At 56.9% G+C, this 22,055-nt stretch carries 24 protein-coding genes; 11 read left to right on the top strand and 13 right to left on the bottom strand.

Annotated elements, in window-relative coordinates; translation table 11 throughout:
* The 7 genes from proW to ELK40_RS17840 form a co-directional block, all read right to left on the bottom strand.
* On the bottom strand, positions 1 to 1,065 hold the full coding sequence (gene proW, locus ELK40_RS17870) for a glycine betaine/L-proline ABC transporter permease ProW (protein ID WP_127732092.1): 1,065 nt from the start codon (positions 1,063 to 1,065) through the stop codon (positions 1 to 3).
* Positions 1,058 to 2,260, bottom strand: coding sequence for a glycine betaine/L-proline ABC transporter ATP-binding protein ProV (gene proV / locus ELK40_RS17865; RefSeq protein ID WP_127732090.1), 1,203 nt, complete (start codon positions 2,258 to 2,260; stop codon positions 1,058 to 1,060). Before proV ends, proW begins: the two co-directional genes overlap by 8 nt.
* Before the next feature lie 331 nt (positions 2,261 to 2,591).
* Entirely contained in the window at positions 2,592 to 3,551 is a 960-nt protein-coding gene (gene nrdF / locus ELK40_RS17860) for a class 1b ribonucleoside-diphosphate reductase subunit beta (protein WP_115876124.1), read from the bottom strand.
* 9 nt (positions 3,552 to 3,560) lie between these two features.
* Positions 3,561 to 5,705, bottom strand: a complete 2,145-nt coding sequence (gene nrdE, locus ELK40_RS17855; RefSeq protein ID WP_115876123.1) for a class 1b ribonucleoside-diphosphate reductase subunit alpha — start codon at positions 5,703 to 5,705, stop codon at positions 3,561 to 3,563.
* Positions 5,678 to 6,088 (bottom strand): class Ib ribonucleoside-diphosphate reductase assembly flavoprotein NrdI, encoded by a 411-nt coding sequence (gene nrdI / locus ELK40_RS17850; RefSeq protein WP_115876122.1) that lies wholly within the window; start codon positions 6,086 to 6,088, stop codon positions 5,678 to 5,680. The genes nrdE and nrdI overlap by 28 nt, the downstream gene beginning before the upstream one ends.
* Positions 6,085 to 6,324 (bottom strand): glutaredoxin-like protein NrdH, encoded by a 240-nt coding sequence (nrdH, locus tag ELK40_RS17845; RefSeq protein WP_111965893.1) that lies wholly within the window; start codon positions 6,322 to 6,324, stop codon positions 6,085 to 6,087. Before nrdH ends, nrdI begins: the two co-directional genes overlap by 4 nt.
* A gap of 252 nt (positions 6,325 to 6,576) precedes the next feature.
* Positions 6,577 to 6,903: a DUF883 domain-containing protein gene (locus tag ELK40_RS17840; RefSeq protein ID WP_127732088.1), complete on the bottom strand. Its 327-nt coding sequence runs from the start codon at positions 6,901 to 6,903 to the stop codon at positions 6,577 to 6,579.
* A 160-nt stretch (positions 6,904 to 7,063) separates the two neighbouring features.
* On the opposite strand from ELK40_RS17840, the gene ELK40_RS17835 reads away from it, so the two are divergent.
* Positions 7,064 to 7,408, top strand: a complete 345-nt coding sequence (locus tag ELK40_RS17835) for a DUF2002 family protein (protein ID WP_023308923.1) — start codon at positions 7,064 to 7,066, stop codon at positions 7,406 to 7,408.
* 32 nt (positions 7,409 to 7,440) lie between these two features.
* Here the strand turns inward: ELK40_RS17835 and alaE are convergent, their stop codons facing one another.
* Positions 7,441 to 7,890, bottom strand: coding sequence for an L-alanine exporter AlaE (gene alaE / locus ELK40_RS17830; RefSeq protein ID WP_115876121.1), 450 nt, complete (start codon positions 7,888 to 7,890; stop codon positions 7,441 to 7,443).
* Between the two features lie 495 nt (positions 7,891 to 8,385).
* On the opposite strand from alaE, the gene stpA reads away from it, so the two are divergent.
* Entirely contained in the window at positions 8,386 to 8,790 is a 405-nt protein-coding gene (gene stpA, locus ELK40_RS17825; RefSeq protein WP_127732086.1) for a DNA-binding protein StpA, read from the top strand.
* Positions 8,791 to 8,828: 38 nt separating this feature from the next.
* On the opposite strand, the gene ELK40_RS17820 is transcribed toward stpA, so the two are convergent.
* The 3 genes from ELK40_RS17820 to ELK40_RS17810 form a co-directional block, all read right to left on the bottom strand.
* The gene (locus ELK40_RS17820) at positions 8,829 to 9,008 is read right to left on the bottom strand and encodes a hypothetical protein (RefSeq protein ID WP_023308920.1); all 180 of its coding nucleotides are present in this window, start codon (positions 9,006 to 9,008) and stop codon (positions 8,829 to 8,831) included.
* A gap of 79 nt (positions 9,009 to 9,087) precedes the next feature.
* Complete coding sequence (locus ELK40_RS17815) at positions 9,088 to 9,609, bottom strand: rhodanese family protein (protein ID WP_115876119.1); 522 nt, start codon at positions 9,607 to 9,609, stop codon at positions 9,088 to 9,090.
* Between the two features lie 9 nt (positions 9,610 to 9,618).
* On the bottom strand, positions 9,619 to 9,918 hold the full coding sequence (locus ELK40_RS17810) for a metalloregulator ArsR/SmtB family transcription factor (RefSeq protein ID WP_115876118.1): 300 nt from the start codon (positions 9,916 to 9,918) through the stop codon (positions 9,619 to 9,621).
* A gap of 181 nt (positions 9,919 to 10,099) precedes the next feature.
* On the opposite strand from ELK40_RS17810, the gene ELK40_RS17805 reads away from it, so the two are divergent.
* Positions 10,100 to 10,258, top strand: coding sequence for a YqaE/Pmp3 family membrane protein (locus ELK40_RS17805; RefSeq protein WP_115876117.1), 159 nt, complete (start codon positions 10,100 to 10,102; stop codon positions 10,256 to 10,258).
* On the opposite strand, the gene ELK40_RS17800 is transcribed toward ELK40_RS17805, so the two are convergent.
* Positions 10,255 to 11,184, bottom strand: coding sequence for a LysR substrate-binding domain-containing protein (locus ELK40_RS17800; RefSeq protein ID WP_115876116.1), 930 nt, complete (start codon positions 11,182 to 11,184; stop codon positions 10,255 to 10,257). The genes ELK40_RS17805 and ELK40_RS17800 overlap by 4 nt on opposite strands.
* 320 nt (positions 11,185 to 11,504) lie before the next feature.
* Here ELK40_RS17800 and ELK40_RS17795 point away from each other — a divergent pair, with 320 nt between their 5' ends.
* From ELK40_RS17795 to ELK40_RS17770, 6 genes are all read left to right on the top strand, one after another.
* Positions 11,505 to 12,110: an ankyrin repeat domain-containing protein gene (locus tag ELK40_RS17795; RefSeq protein WP_127732084.1), complete on the top strand. Its 606-nt coding sequence runs from the start codon at positions 11,505 to 11,507 to the stop codon at positions 12,108 to 12,110.
* Positions 12,111 to 12,218: 108 nt separating this feature from the next.
* Positions 12,219 to 13,760, top strand: a complete 1,542-nt coding sequence (gene fdrA / locus ELK40_RS17790) for an acyl-CoA synthetase FdrA (protein ID WP_115876114.1) — start codon at positions 12,219 to 12,221, stop codon at positions 13,758 to 13,760.
* Positions 13,760 to 15,175 carry a DUF1116 domain-containing protein gene (locus ELK40_RS17785; RefSeq protein ID WP_206529369.1) on the top strand — a complete coding sequence of 472 codons (1,416 nt, stop codon included), beginning with the start codon at positions 13,760 to 13,762 and terminating at the stop codon, positions 15,173 to 15,175. Before fdrA ends, ELK40_RS17785 begins: the two co-directional genes overlap by 1 nt.
* Positions 15,176 to 15,186: 11 nt before the next feature.
* On the top strand, positions 15,187 to 16,740 hold the full coding sequence (locus ELK40_RS17780; protein WP_115876113.1) for a xanthine permease: 1,554 nt from the start codon (positions 15,187 to 15,189) through the stop codon (positions 16,738 to 16,740).
* Positions 16,737 to 17,693 carry a carbamate kinase family protein gene (locus ELK40_RS17775; protein ID WP_115876112.1) on the top strand — a complete coding sequence of 319 codons (957 nt, stop codon included), beginning with the start codon at positions 16,737 to 16,739 and terminating at the stop codon, positions 17,691 to 17,693. The genes ELK40_RS17780 and ELK40_RS17775 overlap by 4 nt, the downstream gene beginning before the upstream one ends.
* Before the next feature lies 1 nt (position 17,694).
* Positions 17,695 to 19,074: an amidohydrolase family protein gene (locus tag ELK40_RS17770; protein WP_115876111.1), complete on the top strand. Its 1,380-nt coding sequence runs from the start codon at positions 17,695 to 17,697 to the stop codon at positions 19,072 to 19,074.
* A 116-nt stretch (positions 19,075 to 19,190) separates the two neighbouring features.
* On the opposite strand, the gene ELK40_RS17765 is transcribed toward ELK40_RS17770, so the two are convergent.
* Entirely contained in the window at positions 19,191 to 19,793 is a 603-nt protein-coding gene (locus ELK40_RS17765; protein WP_023308908.1) for a short chain dehydrogenase, read from the bottom strand.
* A gap of 97 nt (positions 19,794 to 19,890) precedes the next feature.
* Between ELK40_RS17765 and ELK40_RS17760 the strand changes: the two genes are divergently transcribed.
* Both ELK40_RS17760 and ELK40_RS17755 read left to right on the top strand, forming a co-directional pair.
* Complete coding sequence (locus ELK40_RS17760; protein ID WP_115876110.1) at positions 19,891 to 20,778, top strand: LysR family transcriptional regulator; 888 nt, start codon at positions 19,891 to 19,893, stop codon at positions 20,776 to 20,778.
* 20 nt (positions 20,779 to 20,798) lie between these two features.
* The gene (locus ELK40_RS17755) at positions 20,799 to 21,980 is read left to right on the top strand and encodes a PLP-dependent aminotransferase family protein (protein WP_115876109.1); all 1,182 of its coding nucleotides are present in this window, start codon (positions 20,799 to 20,801) and stop codon (positions 21,978 to 21,980) included.
* Positions 21,981 to 22,055: the final 75 nt, after the last annotated feature.

Raw genomic sequence — 22,055 nt, 5'->3', positions numbered from 1 at the left:
TTATTTTATAAAGGGGCGGGTGAGTAACCCGACAGGGCCGGTGGAATACCAGCGACGGTTGCCGCGACTGCGTGAATCGCGACCGACGGCCTGGGTCAGGCGGTCAAGAATAATGGCGAGGATCACAATCCCGACGCCGCCAACGGTAGCCAGCCCCATGTCGAGACGGCCAATGCCGCGCAGCACCATCTGACCCAGACCGCCAACGGCGATCATCGAGGCAATCACCACCATCGAAAGGGCCAGCATCAGCGTCTGGTTAACGCCCGCCATGATGGTTGGCATGGCCAGCGGGAGCTGAACCTTAAACAGCATCTGGCGCGGGCTGGCGCCGAACGAGCGTGACGCTTCGATCAGGTCCGCAGGCACCTGGTTGATCCCGAGAATGGTCAGACGAATAATCGGCGGCAGCGCGAAGATAATGGTGACCACCACACCCGGCACGTTGCCGATGCCGAACAGCATCACAATCGGCACCAGATAGACGAATGCCGGGGTGGTCTGCATCGCATCCAGCAGCGGGCGAATAATCTTCGCCGCCCGCGGGCTGCGCGCCAGCCAGATCCCCATCGGCAGGCCGATGACGATGCAGAAGAGCAGGGCAGTCAGCACCAGCGCCAGGGTGATCATCGCCTGCGACCATGCCCCAATCGCGCCGATGGCAATCAGCGAAATCAGCGTGGCGATCCCCATCCCGGCGCTGCCAAACTGCCAGGCGATCAGGGAGAACAGAATAATCGCCACCGGCGCCGGCATGCCCAGCATCAGCTGCTGGAAGCCGTTCAGGATGTAATCCACCGGAATGCGGATCCCCTGGAAAACCGGGCGGAAGTGCGTCACCACCCAGTCGATCCCCTCCGTGACCCAGCTGTCCAGCGGGATCAGCGTTTTATGGAACGGATCCATGATGTTGAAATGCTCTGGCGCAGGCGCGGGTGCGCTGTTCAGCCAGTCCGCCGCGCCGCCGCCATCGGCGGGTGCTGGCGTGGAACCCCACGCGTCGGCGGATTGCGAAGCGTTGTCCGCTGCTTCAGCGGTGCCCCACGGGTTTGATTGATCAGCCATTGTTTGCCCCCTCGCGATCTAAAGCCTGCAGCAGCATGCGTTTTGAGATGATGCCGACGTACTGTTGTTCCTCACCCACGACGGGCACGGCACACGGTGCCTGTCCCACGTGAGAGAGCAGCTCGCTGAGCGGTGTTTCGGCGTCCACGGCAAGCGGAGCGTCAATTAACGCCGCATCGATGCCCTGGTTTTCGCTGAGCGCAGTTTTCAGGGAATCGATGGAGACAACGCCGACAAATTTATTGCCGCGTTCAACCAGATAACCGTATTCACGGTCTTCGTCCTGCAGCAGCTTCAGCGCCGAGCGTGGGCCGAAACCTGGGGTTTTACGAATAATGCCGTTTGGCGTTCGACGGGCAATATCTTTGGCGCTAAAGACCTGGCTAATATCCACGCCGCGGAAGAAGGTGCGTACATAATCATTCGCGGGATTATTGAGAATTTCATCCGGCGTGCCGACCTGCACCACTTCACCGTTTTGCATAATGGCAATACGGTCACCTATACGCATGGCTTCATCCAGATCGTGGGAAATAAACACAATTGTTCGCTGATGTTTAGCCTGTAATTTTACCAGCTCGTCCTGCATCTCGGTACGAATTAACGGATCGAGGGCGGAGAAGGCTTCATCCATTAATAATATGTCTGGATTAATGGCTAATGCACGGGCTAATCCCACGCGCTGGCGCATACCGCCGGAAAGTTCATCCGGGTACGCATGCGCATAATTTTCCAGCCCGACCTGACGCAGTGCATCCAGAGCTTTTTCCTGACGTTCCTGAGCAGGCGTGCCGGCTAATTCCATGCCGAAGGCGGTATTATCCAGTACCGTCATGTGCGGCATTAGCGCGAATGACTGAAACACCATTGCGATCTTCTTTCTGCGCACCTCGCGAAGCTCGGCGTCTGATATTCTGGCGATATCCACGCCGTCAATCAGCACCTGTCCGCGGGTGGGTTCAATCAGGCGATTGAGAAGGCGAACCATAGTGGATTTACCCGAACCGGATAATCCCATGATGACAAAAATCTCGCCTTCTTCAATGGCCAGACTGGCGTCTTTAACGCCAAGCGATAGCCCGGTTTTTTCCAGAATTTGCTCTTTCGTAAGGCCTTTCTCAATATATTTGAATGCGCGCTGCGGATGCTCGCCAAATACTTTATAAAGATTTTTCACTTCTAATTTAATTGCCATGCAATAGAGAGTGTCCTGTTATTTGTTTATGCCGATATGATTACCATGGTAAATTGTTAACGGGCATAACCCTAACATACTGAGAATCTGAGACAACCCTGGGTTTGCTTATGGCATGAATTTTCAGGGAAGCGAAACGGCTGAATTTCCCATGAGTAAAGGGCTGAGCGTGATCTGAATTTTTCTCAATTTTTTGCTGCTGCATCGGGAAATTTCGCCTGAATTGGAATGATTCAGGCGAATATGACGTGGAAATTACAGTGTAGTTGTTTTGTAAATATTAGAGAGGGAATTGTTGGGTTTATATTAAATTAACGAACGTTAGCGTTCATTAAAAATCCCAGTCTTCATCCTCGGTTTCCACCGCTTTGCCCATCACGTACGATGAGCCCGATCCCGAGAAGAAATCGTGGTTTTCGTCGGCGTTGGGCGACAGCGCAGCCAGAATGGCCGGGTTAACTTCAGCCATGTCCGGTGGGAAAAGCGCCTCGTAGCCAAGGTTCATCAGCGCCTTGTTGGCGTTGTAGCAGAGGAAGGCCTTAACGTCTTCCTCCCAGCCGGTACCGGCGTAGAGTTCCTCGGTATAGCTCAGCTCGTTGTCGTACAGATCCATCAGCAAATCGAGCGCAAAGCCTTTAAGCTCCTCGCGCTTTGCCTCGCTGACTTTCTCCAGCCCTTTCTGGTACTTATAGCCGATGTAATAGCCGTGTACCGCTTCATCCCGAATGATAAGCCGAATCAAATCGGCGGTGTTGGTGAGCTTGCCCCGGCTCGACCAGTACATGGGCAGCCAGAAGCCGGAATAGAAGAGGAACGATTCCAGGAATACGCTGGCGATTTTCTTTTTCAGCGGCTCGTCGGCCCGATAATACGTCAGTACCAGCTCCGCCTTTCTCTGTAATGACTCACTCTCTTCACTCCAGGTATAGGCTGCGTCCACGTCTTTGGTCTGGCACAGCGTGGAGAAAATCGAGCTGTAAGAGCGGGCGTGCACCGCCTCCATAAAGCTGATGTTCGACATCACCGCCTCTTCGTGCGGCGTCAGCGCGTCGCTCATCAGCGCCGGTGCGCCGACGGTATTCTGAATGGTGTCCAGCAGCGTCAGGCCGGTAAAGACGCGGATCGTCAGCTGCTGTTCGGCGTAGCTCAGGGTTTGCCAGGCCGGAATATCGTTGGAGAGCGGGACCTTTTCCGGCAGCCAGAAGTTGCTGGTCAGACGGTTCCAGACCTCCAGATCTTTATCGTCCTGGATTTTGTTCCAGTTAACGGCACTCACGCGTGACAGTTTCATCCTTTCTCCTTACAGCGCGCAGGACACGCAGCCTTCAATTTCGGTGCCTTCCAGCGCAAGCTGGCGCAGGCGAATGTAGTAAAGCGTCTTGATACCTTTCTTCCAGGCGTAGATCTGCGCCCTGTTGATATCCCGCGTGGTGGCGGTATCCGGGAAGAACAGCGTCAGCGAGAGCCCCTGATCCACGTGTTTTGTCGCCTCCGCGTAGGTATCGATGATTTTTTCCGGGCCGATCTCATACGCGTCCTGATAGAGCGCCAGGTTCTCATTGGTCATAAACGGGGCAGGGTAGTAAACGCGCCCGGTTTTGCCTTCTTTGCGAATCTCGATTTTCGACACGATCGGGTGAATGCTCGACGTGGCGTGATTGATATAGGAGATCGAACCGGTTGGCGGCACCGCCTGCAGGTTCTGGTTGTAGATGCCGTAGCGCATCACGTCATTCCGCAATTGCTGCCACATTTCGCGCGTCGGCAACTCGATTCCGGAGAGAGCAAACAGTTCGCGCACTTTTTCGGTTTTCGGCTGCCAGTCGCCTTCAAGATACTGGCTAAAATACTCCCCGCTGGCGTAGCGGGACTGCTCAAAGCCCGCGAACCGCTGGTTGCGCTCGCGCGCCAGCATCATCGAGGTGTGCAGCGCGTGCCAGGTGATGGTGTAAAAATAGAGGTTGGTGAAGTCCAGCCCTTCCGGACTGCCATAGGCGATGCCCTCCCGCGCCAGGTAGCCGTGCAGGTTCATCTGCCCCAGCCCGATGGCGTGCGACGCGGCGTTGCCCGCCTCGATGGAAGGCACGCTGCGGATGTGGCTCATGTCCGACACCGCCGTCAGCCCGCGAATGGCGGTCTCCACCGTGCGGCCAAAGTCGGGAGAATCCATGGTGTGGGCGATATTCAGCGATCCGAGGTTGCAGGAGATATCTTTGCCGATGTCAGCATAGTCGAGGTTTTCGTCGTAGGCCGATGCGCTGTTGACCTGCAAGATCTCCGAGCACAGGTTGCTCATGTTGATGCGCCCGGCAATCGGGTTCGCGCGGTTCACCGTATCTTCATACATAATGTACGGATAGCCGGACTCAAACTGGATCTCCGCAAGCGTCTGGAAGAAATCGCGGGCGTTGATATATTTTTTGCGAATGCGCTCGTCGGCTACCAGCTCGTCATACAGCTCGCTTATCGCCACGTCACCAAACGCTTTGCCGTAAATACGCTCAACGTCATACGGCGAGAAGAGCGCCATCCCGGCATTCTCTTTGGCCAGTTTAAAGGTGATATCCGGGATCACCACGCCCAGCGACAGGGTTTTGATGCGGATTTTTTCGTCGGCGTTTTCGCGTTTGGTATCGAGAAAACGCAGAATGTCCGGATGATGCGCGTGCAGGTAAACCGCTCCCGCACCCTGGCGCGCGCCAAGCTGGTTAGCATAAGAGAATGCATCCTCCAGCATCTTCATCACCGGGATCACGCCGGAAGACTGGTTTTCAATGCGCTTGATCGGCGCGCCCGCTTCACGCAGGTTAGAAAGCAGAAACGCCACGCCGCCGCCGCGTTTGGAAAGCTGCAGCGCCGAGTTCACCGCGCGGCCAATCGACTCCATGTTATCTTCGATACGCAGCAGGAAGCAGGAAACCAGCTCGCCGCGCTGGGCTTTACCGCAGTTGAGGAAGGTCGGCGTGGCTGGCTGGAAGCGGCCGGAGAGGATCTCGTCGGTGAGCTGTTGCGCCAGCGCTTCATCGCCCTGCGCCAGGGTCAGTGCGACCATCACCACGCGATCTTCAAAGCTCTCTAAGTAGCGTTTGCCGTCGAAAGTCTTCAGCGTATAGCTGGTGTAGTACTTCCACGCGCCGAGGAAAGTCTGGAAACGAAAACCGCTGGCGTGGGCGCGTTCAAACAGCTTCACCACAAAGGCACGGTCGTAGCGGGTGAGTACGCGCGCGTCGTAGTAACCCTCGTTAACCAGATGGTCGAGACGTTCATTCTGGCTGGCAAAAGTCACGCTGTTGGGCCGCACGTGGGCGGCAAAAAAGGCGTCCACCGCCTCACGGTCTTTATCAAACTGAATGCGTCCCTCCCGGTCATAGAGGTTAAGCATCGCGTTTAATGCGTGGTAATCCGGCGTCGCCTGGATCACCCGTTCTGCGGTTGTCGTTGCCAAAATTCGTTCACTCCTTTACGCACGTTTTCGACGTCCTGCTGCGTCCCCATCAGCTCAAAGCGATAGAGATACGGCACGCCGCATTTTTGAGAGATGACAGCCCCGGCGCGGCAAAAGGCATCGCCGAAATTGCGATTCCCCGCCGCGATCACGCCGCGGATTAGCCCGCGATTATGAGGATCGTTCAGAAAGCGGATCACCTGACGAGGTACCGCGCCCGCCGTACCGCCTCCGCCATAGCTGGGCACCACCAGAATGTACGGTTCCTCTACCCGGATCCGCTCCCGCTCGTTGAGCGGAATGCGCACCGCAGGCAGCCCGACGCGCTCAATAAAACGGAGCGTGTTTTCCGAGCTGCTGGAGAAGAACACCAGTCTGCTCATGCCCGTGCGGCCTGCGAGGCGAGGCGGTTGATCATGTCCGGGCGAAAGCCAGACCAGCTGGTCTCCCCGGCTACCACCACCGGAAGCTGACGGAAACCCTGCGCGCGAAGGGTGTCTGCGGCCTCGGGCTGCTGGTCAATATTCACCATCTCAAACGCCACGCCGCGGCTTTCCATCGCCCGTTTGGTCGCGTGGCACTGAACACAATCGTTACGAGTGTAAATAATAATGCTCATGATTCGTATTTCCATTTAAAATGAGAGAACGGCGCGAATCATCGCGTCAGGTTGTGTGTGTCTTGCTAAAAGGAATACTAGATGTAGTTATCTTAAGTTTCAACCATACAAGATATGGGAAATTTAGATTGATGTTGTCCCGATGATGAGCCCAGCGGGGCAGGGTAGGCTATGCGGGTTAGACAGGCGAGAAGGCAAAGAAAAGCCCCGGCAGCCACTGACCACCGGGGCAGATAACGGTGCGCGATCGGGTTATTTACGCAGGCTAAGCAGAGCGCCCACGAAGATACCGACTGCCGCTACCGTGCCGAGCGTACAGAGCGGTTTCTCGCGTACGAAGGTCGTTGCGCAGCTGACCGCATCGCAGGCAGCCTGTGTCGTACGCGTGCGGCCGTTTAAACGTGCGCGGGTTTCACGGAGCAGAGACTGAGCCTTACGCTTTGCGGCATCCGCTTCGCCCTTCGCGTCACTTCCCCAGGACTTCAGCACCTCTTCCAGCGTGTCCGCTAATTGGCTGACATCATTACGAATATCCTGAGCGTCGTCGTTAATATCGTTTCGGTTCGGTCTGTTAAACATGCGATCCTCCGTAATTTTGTGTTCCCGTTCAGTTTAGTTCAGAAATTTAATATCTGAAGCCCATCACGCGTTATCCGGCAGTTTATGGACTATTCTGAAAGCCCTGCTATTGCTGAATACTGTAAGGTTGCCGGGCAGGAAAAGATAACGAGGAAAAGATATGTATTTACGACCTGACGAGGTGGCACGCGTTCTTGAAAAAGAGGGATTCACCATGGATGAGGTGACGCCAAAAGCGTATGGATATCGCCGCGGCGAGAATTATGTTTATGTTAACCGCGAAGCAAGAATGGGACGTACCGCTCTCATTATTCACCCGACGCTGAAAGACAGAAGCCTGTCATTTGCTGAGCCTGCCTCGGATATTAAAACCTGCGATCATTATCAGCAATTTCCGCTCTATTTAGGCGGTGAACGGCATGAGCATTATGGTATTCCGCACGGTTTCAGTTCACGTATGGCGCTGGAGCGATTTTTGAAGGGACTGTTTGGCGACGTACAGTAAATCCGCGACTGGCGTGCGCCAGTCGCTTCACATCACGCTTTTGCCTGGCTGTACTGGCTGACCTTAAACAGGCGGCGGCAGTAGTCGAGGAAATAGCCGTAAACGGCTCCCATCAGCATCGAAATGACAATATTCGAACTCACTGCCGCAGCGATCTGGTGCCAGTCTGCACCGACTGTCAGGAGAATGGCCACGTAAACCGGCGACTGGAACGTTACATACGCCAGGACGTCTGCCAGGTTTTTCACCCAGCCTGCAGGACTAATTCGACGCGCGAAACGCATTACCGCATCGCGGTATAATCCGTAAGGCCATGCAATAATAATATTGACCGGGATCGCCACCAGACGAGAAGAAAATGACTGCTCGAAGGACATTCCGGAGAGGAATATTTCGATCAGCATGTTCACGACGGAACAGTAAACAACCATCGCGAAGGTATCCGCCATCGCGTGGCGCAGGCGAGATTGCGGCGAGAACATGTCTGAACTCCTTGAGAAGAACACAAAAGAAACGATTTCCCTTCGGCGAATAGTGCTTTAGGTTGGTTTGTTTGACGTGTATAGCGTATATCTCTGAGTTTGAACAAACAACTAGTGATTAATTTTTATTTAATCGCCTTTTGTCCACAAAATTCTCTAAAGTTGTTCGTTTTTTGCTCCGATCGTTATAATCTCTCTCGTTTGGCTTTTTTTATATCAAAATCAATAGTTTGGTTTTATTGATGGCGCAGGTGACGAATCCGCCTCATGACAGCGGCGCAGTATGCTGTGATTTGGAGTAAAGTTGACCATTTATATTAATGCGGTGATTAGATTCCACTGTTTCCTGGCAGCCCCGTGCGCTATTATTCGCAATGAGATTTTAATATATTTACACTGATGTCCATACGGACCCTTGGGTAGATATTTCAACTCAAATGAATTATTCTGTCGGCGATTTATCTATTTACCCCAAAGAAAAGGTTTTCAAATAATATGTCTTTGACGTTACAGAATCTTAATAATATCCGAACCCTGCGCGCCATGGCGCGTGAATTATCCCTGGACGTTCTTGAGGAAATGCTGGAAAAGGTCAGGGTCGTTACTGAAGAGAAACGGAGTGAACTGACGGAATTAGAGCAGCAGCGCGCCGAGCAGCAGGAAAAAATTAATGCCCTGCTGGAACTGATGAAAGCCGATGGTATTTCACCGACCGATCTGCTGGGCTCTGAACTGGCGCTGGCGGGTAAGCAAGCGAAAAAGCGTAAGCCACGTGAAGCAAAATATCGCTTTATTGACCAGAACGGTGAAGAAAAAACGTGGACCGGTCAGGGCCGCACGCCGAAGCCTATCGCCAGCGCGCTGGAAAACGGTAAATCACTGGATGATTTTCTAATCTAATGCGTTGACCGGGCGGAACATGCCGCCCGGTTATCTGTTCAGCAGACGCCGAAATCACCTTCTTCGGTATACGGCGCCACATCGGCGGCTTTCAGCGTATATTTCTCACCTTGCTCATTGCTGGCCTGGACCGCCACAATGCTGTCACCGTTCACTTCGAGCACTTTCAGTTTCGGGCCGCCTTTACGCGGTTGCACATAATCACCGACAGAAAACATATTACCTCCTCATCGTTTTAGCGATCTTCACATTAGCCCACGCATGACGCCGGGTACAGCGTATTTCACCGATTACTGCTTATGAGGTACGACGGTTCCAGGGCATCACCTTAAGCAGCCGCGCCATGCCGCAAAAGCCCGTCACACCCGCAAACAGCAGCCCGGCTCCGACAAATCCGCTGAGCAGGAAAAAGCCGCTGGAGACGCTATAGCCCAGAACCACGCCACAGAGTATCAACAGTCCGGCGGCAATTTGCACCTGACGCATCAGCGGCAGCGGCTGAGATTTGTCTTCGACAGTCGGCAGCCCGGCCTGCTTCCAGCCCTGAATGCCACCTTCGACCACAAATGCCTGAGCGGGAACGGCAGCCTGCGCCAGGCGATCTGCATTGCCTGAGGTACGGGCGCCGGACTGGCAGTGAAAAATCACCGTTTCGCCCGCCTGCGTTTTAAGTCCACCGGGTAAAGTACCCAGCGGCACGGACCGCGCGGCGGGAATATGCTCGCGGGCGTACTCATCGGCATCACGAATATCAATCAGTTTTGCGCCTTCAGCGATGCGGGCACTGGCCTCGCGCGGCGAAATAAGGGGAAGTGACATAGCGGCTCCTTACGGGCAATAAAGCTTTTTCAGGGTGCTGATGAGCTGATGCACCGCATCGTTTTTAATGAAATAGAGAATGCGCTGCGCGTCGCGGGTACTGTCGATCAGACCTTCCTCACGCATGCGCGCCAGATGCTGCGACGTGGCGGAAGGACTAAGCCCCGTGGCTCGCGCCAGTTCTCCCGCGCTGGTGCCGGGCGCTCCGCACAGGGTGCAGAGGATCAGCAGCCTACGCGGGTTGCTCATCGCTTTTAAAAGTGTGGCGGCCTGCTCGGCGCTGGCCTGAAGCTGTTCGAGTTCAGTCATATTAGTTTAGTGTTTTCTTAATTAAGGTAATGCTAAACTAATCCGGTATATTAAACCAGCGTCACAAGCGTAAAAGAGGGTAAACGCGGAGCAGAAAACTGGCGCAGACAGGTAAGCTGGCTATGCTTACAAAGAGTTCTCTTTATTATTTTCAATGGATTAGCTTGCACGGAGTTTTGATATGGGTTTTTGGCGTATTGTTTTTACCATCCTGTTGCCGCCGCTGGGCGTGCTGTTAGGCAAAGGGTTTGGCTGGGCGTTTATTATCAACATTATTCTGACGCTGCTGGGCTACATCCCGGGTCTTATCCATGCCTTCTGGATTCAGAGTAAGAACTAAGCACGCCAGAGTAAGTCGCTGTAGATCCCGGTCAGCACGCCCTGGGGGCCAAACTGCTGTTTGATCCAGCGCGTGACCTGACCGGTTGCGGCATGCTGCGTGGCAAGCAGCATGCGCGAATCCTGACGCGGGTTATTGATACGCCGCGTCACCAGCAGGCCATCTTCAACCGCTTCCCGCGCCATATATTCCGGCAAAAAGCCTATCCCTTCGCCCAGGATCTGACACTGACACTTGGTGTTAAAGTCCGGCACCAGAATCGCCTCCTGCCCGTGCAGCAGCCAGCCGACCTTTTTGTTAATGGTGTGCGCGGTATCTTCCACCATGATGTTGGGATACAGGCGCAGCTGGCTTTCCGCGATCGGTTCCGGAACGAACGCCAGCGGGTGCTCCGGCGCGATGGCAAACACCCAGCGAATGGCGCCGATTTCGGTGTAGTCAATTCCGCCGCCGTCGAGCAGCGTGTCCGGCGCGCCAATGGCGATATTGGCCTGGTTGTTGATGATAGAGTCCCACACGCCGTTATAGACCTCGGTGGTGACGGTGATCTGACAGGTGGGGAACTGCTTTTTCAGCACCTGCAGCAGCCGCGCGGTATGGCGCGGCGTATATAACAGCTGGTTGATACAGATGCGTACACGCGCCTCGATGCCCTGTGAAATGGTATCAATCCCGCGCTTGATGGCGTGAAAGTCGTTAAGCAGGTCGGTGGCTTTGCGGTAAAAGTAAAAGCCGGATTCGGTTAGCTCAATGCTGCGCGTGCTGCGGACGAACAGCACCACGTCCAGCCCGGTCTCCATGCGCTTAATGGTGTAACTGATGGCGGAGGTCGTTACACCCAGTTCGGCGGCGGCTTTGCTGAAGCTGCCGAAGCGTGCGGCGGTGGTAAAGGCCAGCAGGTTCTCCTCGGTAAAGATGGAATTCATATCTCACTCCCTTCAGCCATCAGTTTTGAACATATTTTAACAGCGTCGTTACAACGCATTTGAAGCCGATCACAGTTCTGGCTATTTCATCAATGCCGCGCCATACAAGGCTTTTTCAGACATAAGCATAATGCGTTTTGACGCGCTAAAAAGCGGTTAACCATAAGAAAAAGGTTGCACAGACGCACATTTTGACCGGTTTATTGAATTTATCTCAACAATGAATTGTCTGTCGATGAATCATTTTTAAGCGGATTCTTTTATGACCAGGCTGTTGCTATTCTCAGGTCAACAGAAATAAAAACATCGGGAGTCTGAATATGTCTGCAACTGAACTGGTTACGGAATTTTTGCTGGCGGCAGAAGAGGGCAATAGCGATGCGCTAAAAGCCTGTCTGGAGAAGGGCGTGGATATTAACGCCACGAACCGCCAGAAAAGAACCGCCGTTATTATTGCCAGCCTGAAAAAACATTATGCCTGCGTGGAGTTCTTAATTGCCGCCGGGGCGGATATTGATAAACAGGATCAGACCTGCTTTAACCCTTTCCTGATTAGCTGCCTGACGAACGATTTAACTCTCCTGCGGCTGGTATTACCCGCGAACCCGGATCTCGACCGTCTGACGCGTTTTGGCGGTGTAGGCATTACGCCAGCCAGTGAAAAAGGGCACGTGGAGATCGTCCGCGAGCTGCTGGAAAAAACCGATATCAACGTTAACCACACCAATTTTGTCGGCTGGACGCCGCTGCTGGAAGCCATCGTACTCAACGACGGCGGCGCAAAGCAGCAGGAGATCGTGAAGCTGCTGCTGGAGCACGGCGCGAACCCGCATATGACCGACAAATACGGCAAAACCCCGCTCGAACTGGCGCGGGAGAAAGGCTTCACCGAGATTGCAGACCTGCTGCTGGCGGCGGGCGCATAAGACGGTCGGTCAGCCCGTTCCGGCTGGCCGCTAATTAAATAAAACATTTTTACCGACGTGCATTTTGCACGACGGCGGCCCCCTTTTATCCGCGAACAGGTGCAAATAATGCCAACGAAAATCGTGATTAAAAAGAACACCTATTTTGACTCCGTATCGTTAATGTCCGTTTCCACTAAAGCCAATAAATTGCCGGGCGTCGAACAGGCCTTTGTCGCGATGGCAACGGAAATGAATAAGGGCGTTTTAAAAAACCTCGGGCTGTTAACGCCGGAATTAAATGAGGCGAAAAACGGCGACCTGATAATCGTCATTAAAGGCGACGCGGCGAATGATGAAACGCTGGCCGCTATTGAAGCGCTGTTCACGCGTAAAGAGAGCGCGGGCGCCCATGAAGCGCGCTACGCGACGATTGCCAGCGCCAAAACCCATCGCCCGGACAGCAACCTCGCGGTCATTTCCGTCAACGGTACCTTCGCCGCCCGCGAAGCGCGTCAGGCGCTGGAAAACGATCTCAACGTGATGCTGTTTTCCGATAACGTGTCGCTTGACGACGAGCTGGCGCTGAAGCAGCTCGCGCACCGGAAAGGGCTGCTGATGATGGGGCCGGACTGCGGCACTGCCATCATCAACGGCGCGGGACTGTGCTTCGCCAACGCGGTACGTCGCGGACCGATTGGTATCATCGGCGCATCCGGCACCGGCAGCCAGGAGCTGAGCGTGCGTATTCACGAATTCGGCGGCGGCGTGTCGCAGCTGATCGGCACCGGCGGACGCGATCTCAGCGAGAAGATCGGCGGCCTGATGATGCTTGACGCCATTGAAATGCTGGAAGCCGACGAGGGTACAGAAGTGATTGCGCTGATCTCCAAGCCGCCCGCGCCAGCGGTAGCGGAGAAAGTGCTGGCCCGCGCGCGCGCCTGTCGCAAGCCCGTGATCGCGTGCTTCCTCGGGCGCAATGAACCGCCCGCCGATGAGGACGGACTGCAGTTCGCGCGCGGCACCAAAGAGGCGGCGCTGAAGGCCGTCCTGCTCACCGGCATCAAAAAAGAGTCCCTCGATTTGCACCCGCTCAACTGGCCATTAATTGAAGAGGTGCGCGCCCGCCTGACCCCGCAGCAGAAGTACATTCGCGGCCTGTTCTGCGGCGGCACCCTGTGCGACGAGGCGATGTTTGCCGCGCTTGCGAAATTCGACGACGTTTACAGCAACATCCAGCCGGATCCGGCTAAGCGCCTGAGCGACATCAGCGTCAGTAAAGCCCACACCTTCCTCGACTTTGGCGACGACGATTTCACCAACGGCAAGCCGCACCCGATGATTGACCCCACCAACCGCATCAGCCGCCTGCTGCAGGAGGCTCGCGACCCGGAAGTCGGGGTGATTGTGATGGACTTTGTGCTCGGCTTCGGCGCCCACGAGGATCCGGTCGGCGTGATGATCGACGCCATTAAAGAAGCACAGGCCATCGCGAAGGCCGATAACCGTCCGCTGGAGATCCTCGGCTACGTGCTCGGCACCGACCAGGATCCGCAGTCGCTGGCGCAGCAGTGTCAGCTGCTGACCGACGCAGGCGTCATCTGGGCCAGCAGCAGCACCAATACCGGATTACTGGCACGCGAATTTGTCTGCAAAGGGGAGAACGCATAATGACTACCTTATTTAACCAGCCGCTGAACGTCATTAACGTGGGTCTCGCGATGTTCAGCGACGATCTTAAAAAGCAGCACGTTCCCGTGACCCAGCTCGACTGGACGCCGCCGGGGCAGGGCAATATGCAGATCGTTGAAGCGCTCGACCAGCTGGCGGAAAAACCGCTGGCGGAGAAAATCGCCGCTGCCAACCAAATCGCCCTTGAGCGCATTATTCAGTCTCATCCGGTGCTGGTGGGCTATGACCAGGCGATTAACGTTGTGCCGGGGATGACCCGCACCACCATTCTGCACGCCGGTCCGCCTGTCTCCTGGGAAAACATGTGCGGCGCGATGAAGGGGGCGGTCACCGGGGCGCTGGTGTTTGAAGGGCTGGCGAAGGATCTGGACGACGCGGCGCGACTTGCCGCCTCCGGGGAGATCGCCTTCTCGCCGTGCCACGAGCACGACTGCGTGGGCTCCATGGCGGGCGTCACCTCCGCGTCGATGTTTATGCACATCGTTGAGAACAAAACCTACGGCAACCGCGCGTTCACCAACCTCAGCGAGCAGATGGCGAAGATCCTGCGCATGGGAGCCAACGACCAGAGCGTCATCGACCGACTGAACTGGATGCGCGACGTGCTCGGCCCGATGCTGCGCGACGCGATGAAGATTATCGGCGAAATCGACCTGCGCCTGATGCTGGCCCAGGCGCTGCACATGGGCGACGAGTGCCACAACCGCAATAACGCGGGCACGACGCTGCTGATCCAGGCGCTGACGCCGGGGCTAATTCAGGCGGGCTATCCGGTGGAGCAGCAGCGCGAGGTGTTCGAGTTTGTTGCCAGCAGCGACTACTTCTCCGGCCCGACGTGGATGGCGATGTGTAAAGCCGCGCTGGACGCCGCCCACGGCATTGAATACAGCACCGTGGTTACCACCATGGCGCGCAACGGCTACGAATTCGGCCTGCGCGTTTCGGGGCTTCCGGGGCAGTGGTTCACCGGCCCGGCGCAGCAGGTGATCGGCCCGATGTTCGCGGGCTATAAGCCGGAAGACTCCGGGCTGGATATCGGCGACAGCGCGATCACTGAAACCTACGGCATCGGCGGCTTTGCGATGGCGACGGCCCCGGCGATTGTCGCCCTGGTGGGCGGGACGGTGGAGGAAGCCATCGACTTCTCCCGCCAGATGCGCGAAATCACCCTCGGCGAAAACCCGAACGTCACCATTCCACTGCTCTCGTTTATGGGCATTCCGACCGCCATCGACATCACGAAGGTCGCTGGCAGCGGCATTCTGCCGGTCATCAATACCGCCATTGCGCACAAAGACGCGGGCATCGGCATGATTGGGGCGGGCATCGTTCACCCGCCGTTTAGCTGTTTTGAAAAGGCGCTGTTGACCTTCCGCGATCGCTACTTTTTATAAGGCATGCATCCATGAAAAACATGAAGCTGGAGTGGAAAAGAGGTGACTGGGCGGCTTATTTCGGGTTGATGACCAACAACCTGACCAATTTGCTGACCATGATGGGGTTGCTCATTTTTGTCGTCGGCATCCCGAAGGAGATTGTTTATGGACGCATCGCGCCGGCCTTCGGGCTGGCGGTGCTGGCCGCGAGTATCTGCTACGCGTGGTTCGGCATGCAGATGGCGCGCCAGACCGGGCGCACGGACGTCACCGCGCTGCCGTCCGGCCCCAGCGCGCCGTCAATTTTTACCGTGACCTTCCTGGTGCTGATGCCGGTGTATCAGCAAACGGGCGATGCGGAGTTCGCTATTCAGATTGGCCTGGTCTGGTGCTTCGTTGAGGCGATGATTCTTGCGGGCGGTTCATTCCTGGGCGAAACCATCCGCAAGATGATCCCGCGCACCGTGCTGCTGTCGTGCCTCTCCGGTTTAGGCCTGCTGCTGCTGGCGATGAACCCGATGCTGCAGGCGTTTGAAGCGCCGACCGTGTCGTTCATCGTCCTGCTGCTGATCTTCATCAACTGGTTTGGCAAAAAGCCGATTTTCGCCAGAATCCCTACCGGCCTGCTGTTGCTGATAGCCGGTACCGCACTGGCGTGGATCTCCGGCCTGCAAAGCCCGGAAGCGATTAAAGCGTCCATGTCATCCTTCGGCTTTAACCCGCCGCAGGTGCATGTGGAAGGCTTCCTGCAGGGCCTGCCGCACGCGCTGCCGTATCTTGCCTCTGCCGTACCGCTGGGGCTGGCGAACTACATCTTTGACCTGGAGAACATCGAAAGCGCCCACGCGGCGGGGGATGAATACCCGACGCGTAAAGTCATGCTGGCGAACGGTCTGGCCTCCATGCTCGGCTGCCTGATGGGGAACCCGTTCCCGGTGACGGTTTACGTCGGCCATCCCGGCTGGAAAGCGATGGGGGCCAGCATCGGCTACACGCTGGCCTCCGGCGTGACCATGTTCATCGTGCCGCTGTTCGGGCTGGGGGCGTTTATGCTCGCCATCATTCCGATGACCGCCATCGTGCCGATTCTGGTGTTTATCGGCGTGGTTACCGCCAACCAGGTGGTGAGGGAAACGCCGAAAGTGGAAGTGCCGGTGATCTTCATCTGCCTGTTCCCGTGGATCGCCAACTGGGCGCTGACCATGATGAACAGCGTGATGGGAGCGGCGGGCACGAATGCCGCCAAAATCGGTACCGACGTGCTGCACAGCAAAGGGATCTACTACGAAGGATTAGTCCATCTGGGGAACGGGGCACCGCTCGCCAGCATGCTGTGGGGCTGTATCGCCATTTTTGCCATCATCAACAAACCGCTGCGCGGTGCCGTGGCTGCGGCGGGCGGGGCGCTGCTGGCGCTGTTCGGGGTGATCCACGCCCCGGTGGTGGGCTTTGCCGAAGGCAGTTCGCTGATGTTCGTCACCGCGTATCTGATGATGGGCGGCATGTTTGTGGTGAAGCATTTTCTCGACAGCCGGGAAGTTGCGAGCGCTGCGTCGGGTAATGTTGCGAAGGAACACGTATGAAAGAGCTTATGGTCGTTGCCATCGGCGGCAACAGCATTATCAAAGACAACGCCAGCCAGTCGGTTGAACATCAGGCGCAGGCGGTGAAAGCGGTGGCAGAGTCGGTGCTGGAAATGCTGGCCTCCGACTATGACATCGTGCTCACCCACGGCAACGGCCCTCAGGTGGGGCTGGATCTGCGCCGTGCTGAAATCGCCCACGAGCGGGAGGGGCTTCCCCTCACGCCGCTGGCAAACTGCGTGGCGGACACCCAGGGCGGCATTGGCTACCTGATCCAGCAGGCGCTGAACAACCGCCTTGCCGCGCGCGGCGAGCAAAAGGCGGTCACGGTCGTCACGCAGGTGGAAGTGGATAAAAACGATCCCGGCTTTGCGCACCCCACGAAGCCGATCGGCGCGTTCTTCAGCGAGGCGCAGCGCGACGAACTGCAGCGCGCGCACCCGGACTGGCACTTTGTTGAGGATTCGGGCCGGGGATATCGTCGCGTGGTAGCCTCGCCCCAGCCGCTGCGCATCGTCGAGGCGGATGCGATTAAGGCGCTAACGCAGAAAGGTTTTGTGGTCATCGGCGCGGGCGGCGGCGGTATTCCGGTGGTGCGCACTGAGCAGGGCGATTACCAGAGCGTCGACGCGGTGATTGATAAAGATCTCTCCACCGCGCTGCTGGCGCGCGAGATCCGCGCCGACGTGCTGGTGATTACCACCGGCGTGGAGAAGGTGTGCATCCACTTCGGCAAGCCAAACCAGCAGGCGCTGGACACGGTGAGCGTGGCGCAGATGACGCGTTACAAAGACGAGGGCCATTTCCCAGCGGGCAGCATGCTACCCAAAATCGTCGCCTCGCTGGCGTTTTTACACCACGGCGGCAAGCGCGTGATCATCACCTTGCCGGACTGCCTGCCCGCCGCGCTGCGCGGGGAAACCGGTACCCATATTATTAATGAAGGAAGATAAGATGAGTGAAAATAAAAGCCGCCGTGAATTCATCAGCCAGAGCGGCAAAATGGTGACCGCCTGCGCGCTGTTTGGCGCGACCGGATCCGTCGCGTATGCTGCCGTCTCCGCAAAGCCAACCTGCGAGACGGGTAAACCGATGACCATCACCGCGAAACATTACTATCTGGACAACGTGCTGCTCGAAGCCGGCTTTAACTTCGACGGTGGCGTGGCAACGAGCACCCGCACCGAGCTGAAAACGCTTGAGATTCAAGACGGGAAGATCGTCGCCCTGCGCGACAACAAGCGCCACGCCGACGCCACGCTGCCGCACTACGATGCGGGCAACAAGCTGATGCTCCCGGCAATGCGCGACATGCACATCCACCTGGATAAAACCTTTTACGGTGGCCCGTGGCGTTCCCTCAACCGCCCGGCAGGTACCACCATTCAGGATATGATCCGCCTGGAACAGAAGCTGCTGCCGGAGCTTCAGCCCTACACCCAGGAGCGTGCGGAAAAGCTGATCGATCTGATCCAGTCGAAAGGCTCCACCATCGCCCGCAGCCATTGCAATATCGAGCCGACCTCCGGCCTGAAGAATCTCGAAAACCTGCAGGCGGTCCTGGCGCGCCGTAAGCCCGGCTTTGACTGTGAAATCGTCGCCTTCCCACAGCACGGGCTGCTGCTGTCCCATTCCGAAAAGCTGATGCGCGAGGCGATGCAGGCCGGGGCGCACTACGTGGGCGGGCTGGATCCAACCAACGTTGACGGCGCGATGGAGAAATCTCTCGACCTGATGTTCCAGATTGCGCTGGACTACGACAAAGGAGTGGATATTCATCTGCACGAGACCAGCCCGGCGGGCGTGGCGGCGGTGAACTACATGATCGAAACCGTGGAGAAAACGCCGGAGCTGAAGGGGAAGCTGACCATCAGCCACGCCTTTGCGCTGGCGACGCTTAACGAAAAGCAGGTGGATGAGATCGCCACCCGCATGGCGGCGCAGCAGGTGACCATCGCCTCCACCGTGCCGATTGGCACCCTGCATATGCCGCTGAAGCAGCTGCGGGACAAGGGCGTGTTTGTGATGACGGGAACCGACAGCGTGATCGACCACTGGTCGCCGTACGGTCTGGGGGACATGCTGGAAAAAGCGAATCTCTACGCCCAGCTCTACATCCGCCCGAACGAGCAGACGCTCTCCCGCGCATTAGGTATCGCGACCGGCGACGTGCTGCCGCTGAACGACAAAGGCGAGCGCGTGTGGCCGAAAGCGCAGGATGACGCCAGCTTTGTGCTGGTGGACGCCTCCTGTTCCGCCGAAGCCGTGGCGCGCATCTCTCCGCGTACCGCAACGTTCCACAAGGGCAACCTCGTCTGGGGCGTTGTGGGTTGATGTGCATTTCTCCCTCTCCCTGTGGGAGAGGGGGGATGGCATCAGGCCGCACTTCTGTAGGCCGGGTAAGCGCAGCTTCCACGCCCGATGCTGGTGCCGATCGCCGCGCGCACGGCTCAGTAGCCGACCTTGTATACCCGCCCGCTCTGCACGCCTTCCACGCTGCGGCGATAGGCTTGCGCCACCGTCGCGGCAGGCACGCTTTCGAAGCCCGGGAAGAAGCCATCGTACGTTTCGACGGATTCGGTGAGAACCGTCGGGCTAATCAGGTTGATGCGGATCCCGCGCGGCAATTCGCAGGCTGCGGCGCGAACAAACCCTTCCAGCGCCGCATTCACCGTGGTGGCATTTACGCCCTGCGCAATCGGCTCGTGCGCCACAATTCCGCTTATCAGCGTAATCGAGCCGCCTTCGTTCAGGTAGTGCTGGCCGGTCAGCGCCAGGCGCACCTGTCCTAGCAGCTTATCCTGTAGCCCCTGGTTAAAGTCGCTATCTTTCATGGTCGCGAGCGGGCCAAAGTAGAGGCCACCGCTGGCGGACACAATGGCATCCACCGGACCGATTTTCTCGAACAGCGCCTGAACGCTCGCCTGAGAGGTGATATCTACCTGCTCGTCGCCCTGCGTGCGGCCGACGCGGATGACCTCGTGGCGACGACTCAGCTCTTCCGTTACCGCACGACCAACCGTACCGCTGGCACCAATAATGACGATTTTCATAGCCGACTCCTTCTGTTGTGAGCCTTCATTCTTTAATAAATTAAAATACGGATAAACTGGGCTAAAGTTAGAAGATTGCTAACCAGAGGTTTGGAATATGGATAAGCTTCGCAGCATGGAGACCTTTATTGCGGTGGTTGAAAGCGGCAGCTTCACCGGCGCGGCAGCACGGCTCGAGATGTCGGCGGTGATGGTGGGGAAGTACGTTGCGCTGCTGGAATCCCAGCTTGGCACCCGCCTGCTGGAGCGTAACACGCGGCGCCAGAGCCTGACCGACGCCGGACGGGTCTATTTCGACGAGGCGAAGCGGGTGCTGGAGCAGGTCGCGATCGCCGAAAGCGCCGTGGAACGCCTGCGCGCCGCACCGTCAGGCACCCTGCGCGTGACGGCGCCCACCTCGTTCGGCGGCAGCGCGATCGCGCCGCTTACGGCCTCCTTTTTGCAGCGCTACCCGGAAGTGCGCATCGAGCTGGATCTCACCAACCGGATGGTGGATCTGGTGGAGGAGGGTATCGATCTGGCCATTCGTATTGGCGACATTCACAACGACGATCTGGTGGCGAAATACCTCTGCCCTTACCGGATGGTGATCTGCGCCGCGCCGGACTACCTGGCACGCTACGGTACGCCGCAAACCCCTGCCGATCTGGTGGATCATCTCTGCCTGTCCCACAGCGTGTGGACCGCGCGCAACGAGTGGCGGCTGCCTGGCGTCGAGGGCGAGGTGCGCTGGAAGCGGGATGCGGTCTTAAAATGTAATGACGGCTACGGGCTCCGGATGGCCGCGAGAGCCGGAGCGGGACTGCTGCTGCAGCCGGAGGTGCTGGTGGCGGAAGATCTGGAAAGCGGCAGGCTGGTTCGGGTGCTGGAAGAGTATATTCCGGCGCCGAGACCCGTGCATTTATTGTGGCGTCAGGATTTACGTCAACTGCCTAAGCTTACGGAATTTATCGCCCATATTCTGCTAAGATTGGGCACACTATAAAAAAAGAAGGTAAGCAAAGAATGTCTGTGAGTAAACTCGCCAGCAGCGCGCAGGGCCTGCAATCATCTGCCATCCGTGAATTATTAAAACATAGCAAAATGGCCGGCGTCATTTCGCTCGGTGGGGGGATTCCGAATCCGGCCTTGTTCGATCACGAAGGCCTGAAAATTGCCGCTGATGCCGTGTTATCTCAGCATTTTGGCGAGGCATTCCAGTACGGCCTGACCGAAGGCGTGCCGGGACTGCGGGAAGAGATTCAGCGTATTTGCGAGGGGCGAGGCATTCGCTGTAAGGCGGATGACGTGGTCGTGACCTCTGGTTCACAGCAGTCCCTCGACGTGCTGGCGCGTGCTTTGATTAATCCGGGCGATATTGTCGTCGTCGAGCGTCCAACCTATCTTGCTGCGCTGCAGGTATTCGGCCTGGCGCAGGCGAATTTTGAATCCGTTGGCACCGACGGCGACGGCATGAAGGTTGATGAACTTGAGGCGTTGGTGGCAAAGAAAACCATCAAAGCGGTCTATATCGTTCCAACCTTTGGTAATCCTGGCGGCGTGACGCTTTCTGAGGCGCGTCGTAAACAGCTGGTGGAACTCTCGAAGCGCTATGACTTCGTGATTATTGAAGACGATCCGTACAGCGAAATTAATTACACCGACGAAGTGTTCCGCCCGTTGATTGCTCACGCCAAAGATATCGGTAATGAAGAGAACGTGGTGTATACCTCCACCTTCTCTAAAATCCTCGCTCCCGGAACCCGCGTGGGCTGGGTGCTGGTACCGGAGTGGCTGAAGCGTGCGGTGGTCAACCTTAAGCAAACCACCGATCTGCACACCAGCACGCTGTCGCAGCTGATGACGTATGAGTACCTGAAAACCGGTCGTCTGCCCGCTCAGATTAAAACGATCCGCGAAGCCTATCGCCAGAAATACCAGACGTTCGCAACCGAGCTGGAGGCCGAGCTTGGCGACGTGATGTCTTTCCACAAGCCGAAGGGCGGCATGTTCCTGTGGGCGAATATGAAAAATGGTAGTAATACCACCCGCTGGCTGGAAAAAACGTTAAGTAACGGCGTAGTATTTGTGCCGGGCGAATTTTTCTACTGCAATGAGCCAGACCATTCAACGCTGCGTATGTCATTTGTCACGCCAACGGATGAAGAGCTGAAGGAAGCGGTTCAACGCCTGAAAAAATCGCTGTAAAAGACCTGCGCATAACGGTGGTTTTGCCGTTATGCGCAATACGCGTTCAGGGCGGCACGGGCCGCAATCGTCCAT

The sequence above is a fragment of the Enterobacter sp. N18-03635 genome (assembly GCF_004006055.1).
Lineage (GTDB): Bacteria > Pseudomonadota > Gammaproteobacteria > Enterobacterales > Enterobacteriaceae > Enterobacter > Enterobacter vonholyi.
The sequence above is the reverse complement of the archived record's forward strand: the minus strand, read 5'-3'. Positions and strand labels throughout refer to the sequence as shown.

What these genes read in the sequence shown, in the direction of transcription:
- nrdH (WP_111965893.1), bottom strand. Translation starts at nt 6,324, where the DNA reads ATGAGCATTATTATTTACACTCGTAACGATTGTGTTCAGTGCCACGCG.
- ELK40_RS17815 (WP_115876119.1), bottom strand. Translation starts at nt 9,609, where the DNA reads ATGTCACTTCCCCTTATTTCGCCGCGCGAGGCCAGTGCCCGCATCGCT.
- ELK40_RS17785 (WP_206529369.1), top strand. Translation starts at nt 13,760, where the DNA reads ATGACTACCTTATTTAACCAGCCGCTGAACGTCATTAACGTGGGTCTC.
- ELK40_RS17775 (WP_115876112.1), top strand. Translation starts at nt 16,737, where the DNA reads ATGAAAGAGCTTATGGTCGTTGCCATCGGCGGCAACAGCATTATCAAA.
- ELK40_RS17800 (WP_115876116.1), bottom strand. Translation starts at nt 11,184, where the DNA reads ATGAATTCCATCTTTACCGAGGAGAACCTGCTGGCCTTTACCACCGCC.
- ELK40_RS17795 (WP_127732084.1), top strand. Translation starts at nt 11,505, where the DNA reads ATGTCTGCAACTGAACTGGTTACGGAATTTTTGCTGGCGGCAGAAGAG.
- fdrA (WP_115876114.1), top strand. Translation starts at nt 12,219, where the DNA reads ATGCCAACGAAAATCGTGATTAAAAAGAACACCTATTTTGACTCCGTA.
- stpA (WP_127732086.1), top strand. Translation starts at nt 8,386, where the DNA reads ATGTCTTTGACGTTACAGAATCTTAATAATATCCGAACCCTGCGCGCC.
- ELK40_RS17780 (WP_115876113.1), top strand. Translation starts at nt 15,187, where the DNA reads ATGAAAAACATGAAGCTGGAGTGGAAAAGAGGTGACTGGGCGGCTTAT.
- ELK40_RS17810 (WP_115876118.1), bottom strand. Translation starts at nt 9,918, where the DNA reads ATGACTGAACTCGAACAGCTTCAGGCCAGCGCCGAGCAGGCCGCCACA.
- nrdI (WP_115876122.1), bottom strand. Translation starts at nt 6,088, where the DNA reads ATGAGCAGACTGGTGTTCTTCTCCAGCAGCTCGGAAAACACGCTCCGT.
- ELK40_RS17840 (WP_127732088.1), bottom strand. Translation starts at nt 6,903, where the DNA reads ATGTTTAACAGACCGAACCGAAACGATATTAACGACGACGCTCAGGAT.
- ELK40_RS17805 (WP_115876117.1), top strand. Translation starts at nt 10,100, where the DNA reads ATGGGTTTTTGGCGTATTGTTTTTACCATCCTGTTGCCGCCGCTGGGC.
- ELK40_RS17755 (WP_115876109.1), top strand. Translation starts at nt 20,799, where the DNA reads ATGTCTGTGAGTAAACTCGCCAGCAGCGCGCAGGGCCTGCAATCATCT.
- proW (WP_127732092.1), bottom strand. Translation starts at nt 1,065, where the DNA reads ATGGCTGATCAATCAAACCCGTGGGGCACCGCTGAAGCAGCGGACAAC.
- proV (WP_127732090.1), bottom strand. Translation starts at nt 2,260, where the DNA reads ATGGCAATTAAATTAGAAGTGAAAAATCTTTATAAAGTATTTGGCGAG.
- ELK40_RS17835 (WP_023308923.1), top strand. Translation starts at nt 7,064, where the DNA reads ATGTATTTACGACCTGACGAGGTGGCACGCGTTCTTGAAAAAGAGGGA.
- ELK40_RS17820 (WP_023308920.1), bottom strand. Translation starts at nt 9,008, where the DNA reads ATGTTTTCTGTCGGTGATTATGTGCAACCGCGTAAAGGCGGCCCGAAA.
- ELK40_RS17770 (WP_115876111.1), top strand. Translation starts at nt 17,695, where the DNA reads ATGAGTGAAAATAAAAGCCGCCGTGAATTCATCAGCCAGAGCGGCAAA.
- ELK40_RS17760 (WP_115876110.1), top strand. Translation starts at nt 19,891, where the DNA reads ATGGATAAGCTTCGCAGCATGGAGACCTTTATTGCGGTGGTTGAAAGC.
- ELK40_RS17765 (WP_023308908.1), bottom strand. Translation starts at nt 19,793, where the DNA reads ATGAAAATCGTCATTATTGGTGCCAGCGGTACGGTTGGTCGTGCGGTA.
- nrdF (WP_115876124.1), bottom strand. Translation starts at nt 3,551, where the DNA reads ATGAAACTGTCACGCGTGAGTGCCGTTAACTGGAACAAAATCCAGGAC.
- alaE (WP_115876121.1), bottom strand. Translation starts at nt 7,890, where the DNA reads ATGTTCTCGCCGCAATCTCGCCTGCGCCACGCGATGGCGGATACCTTC.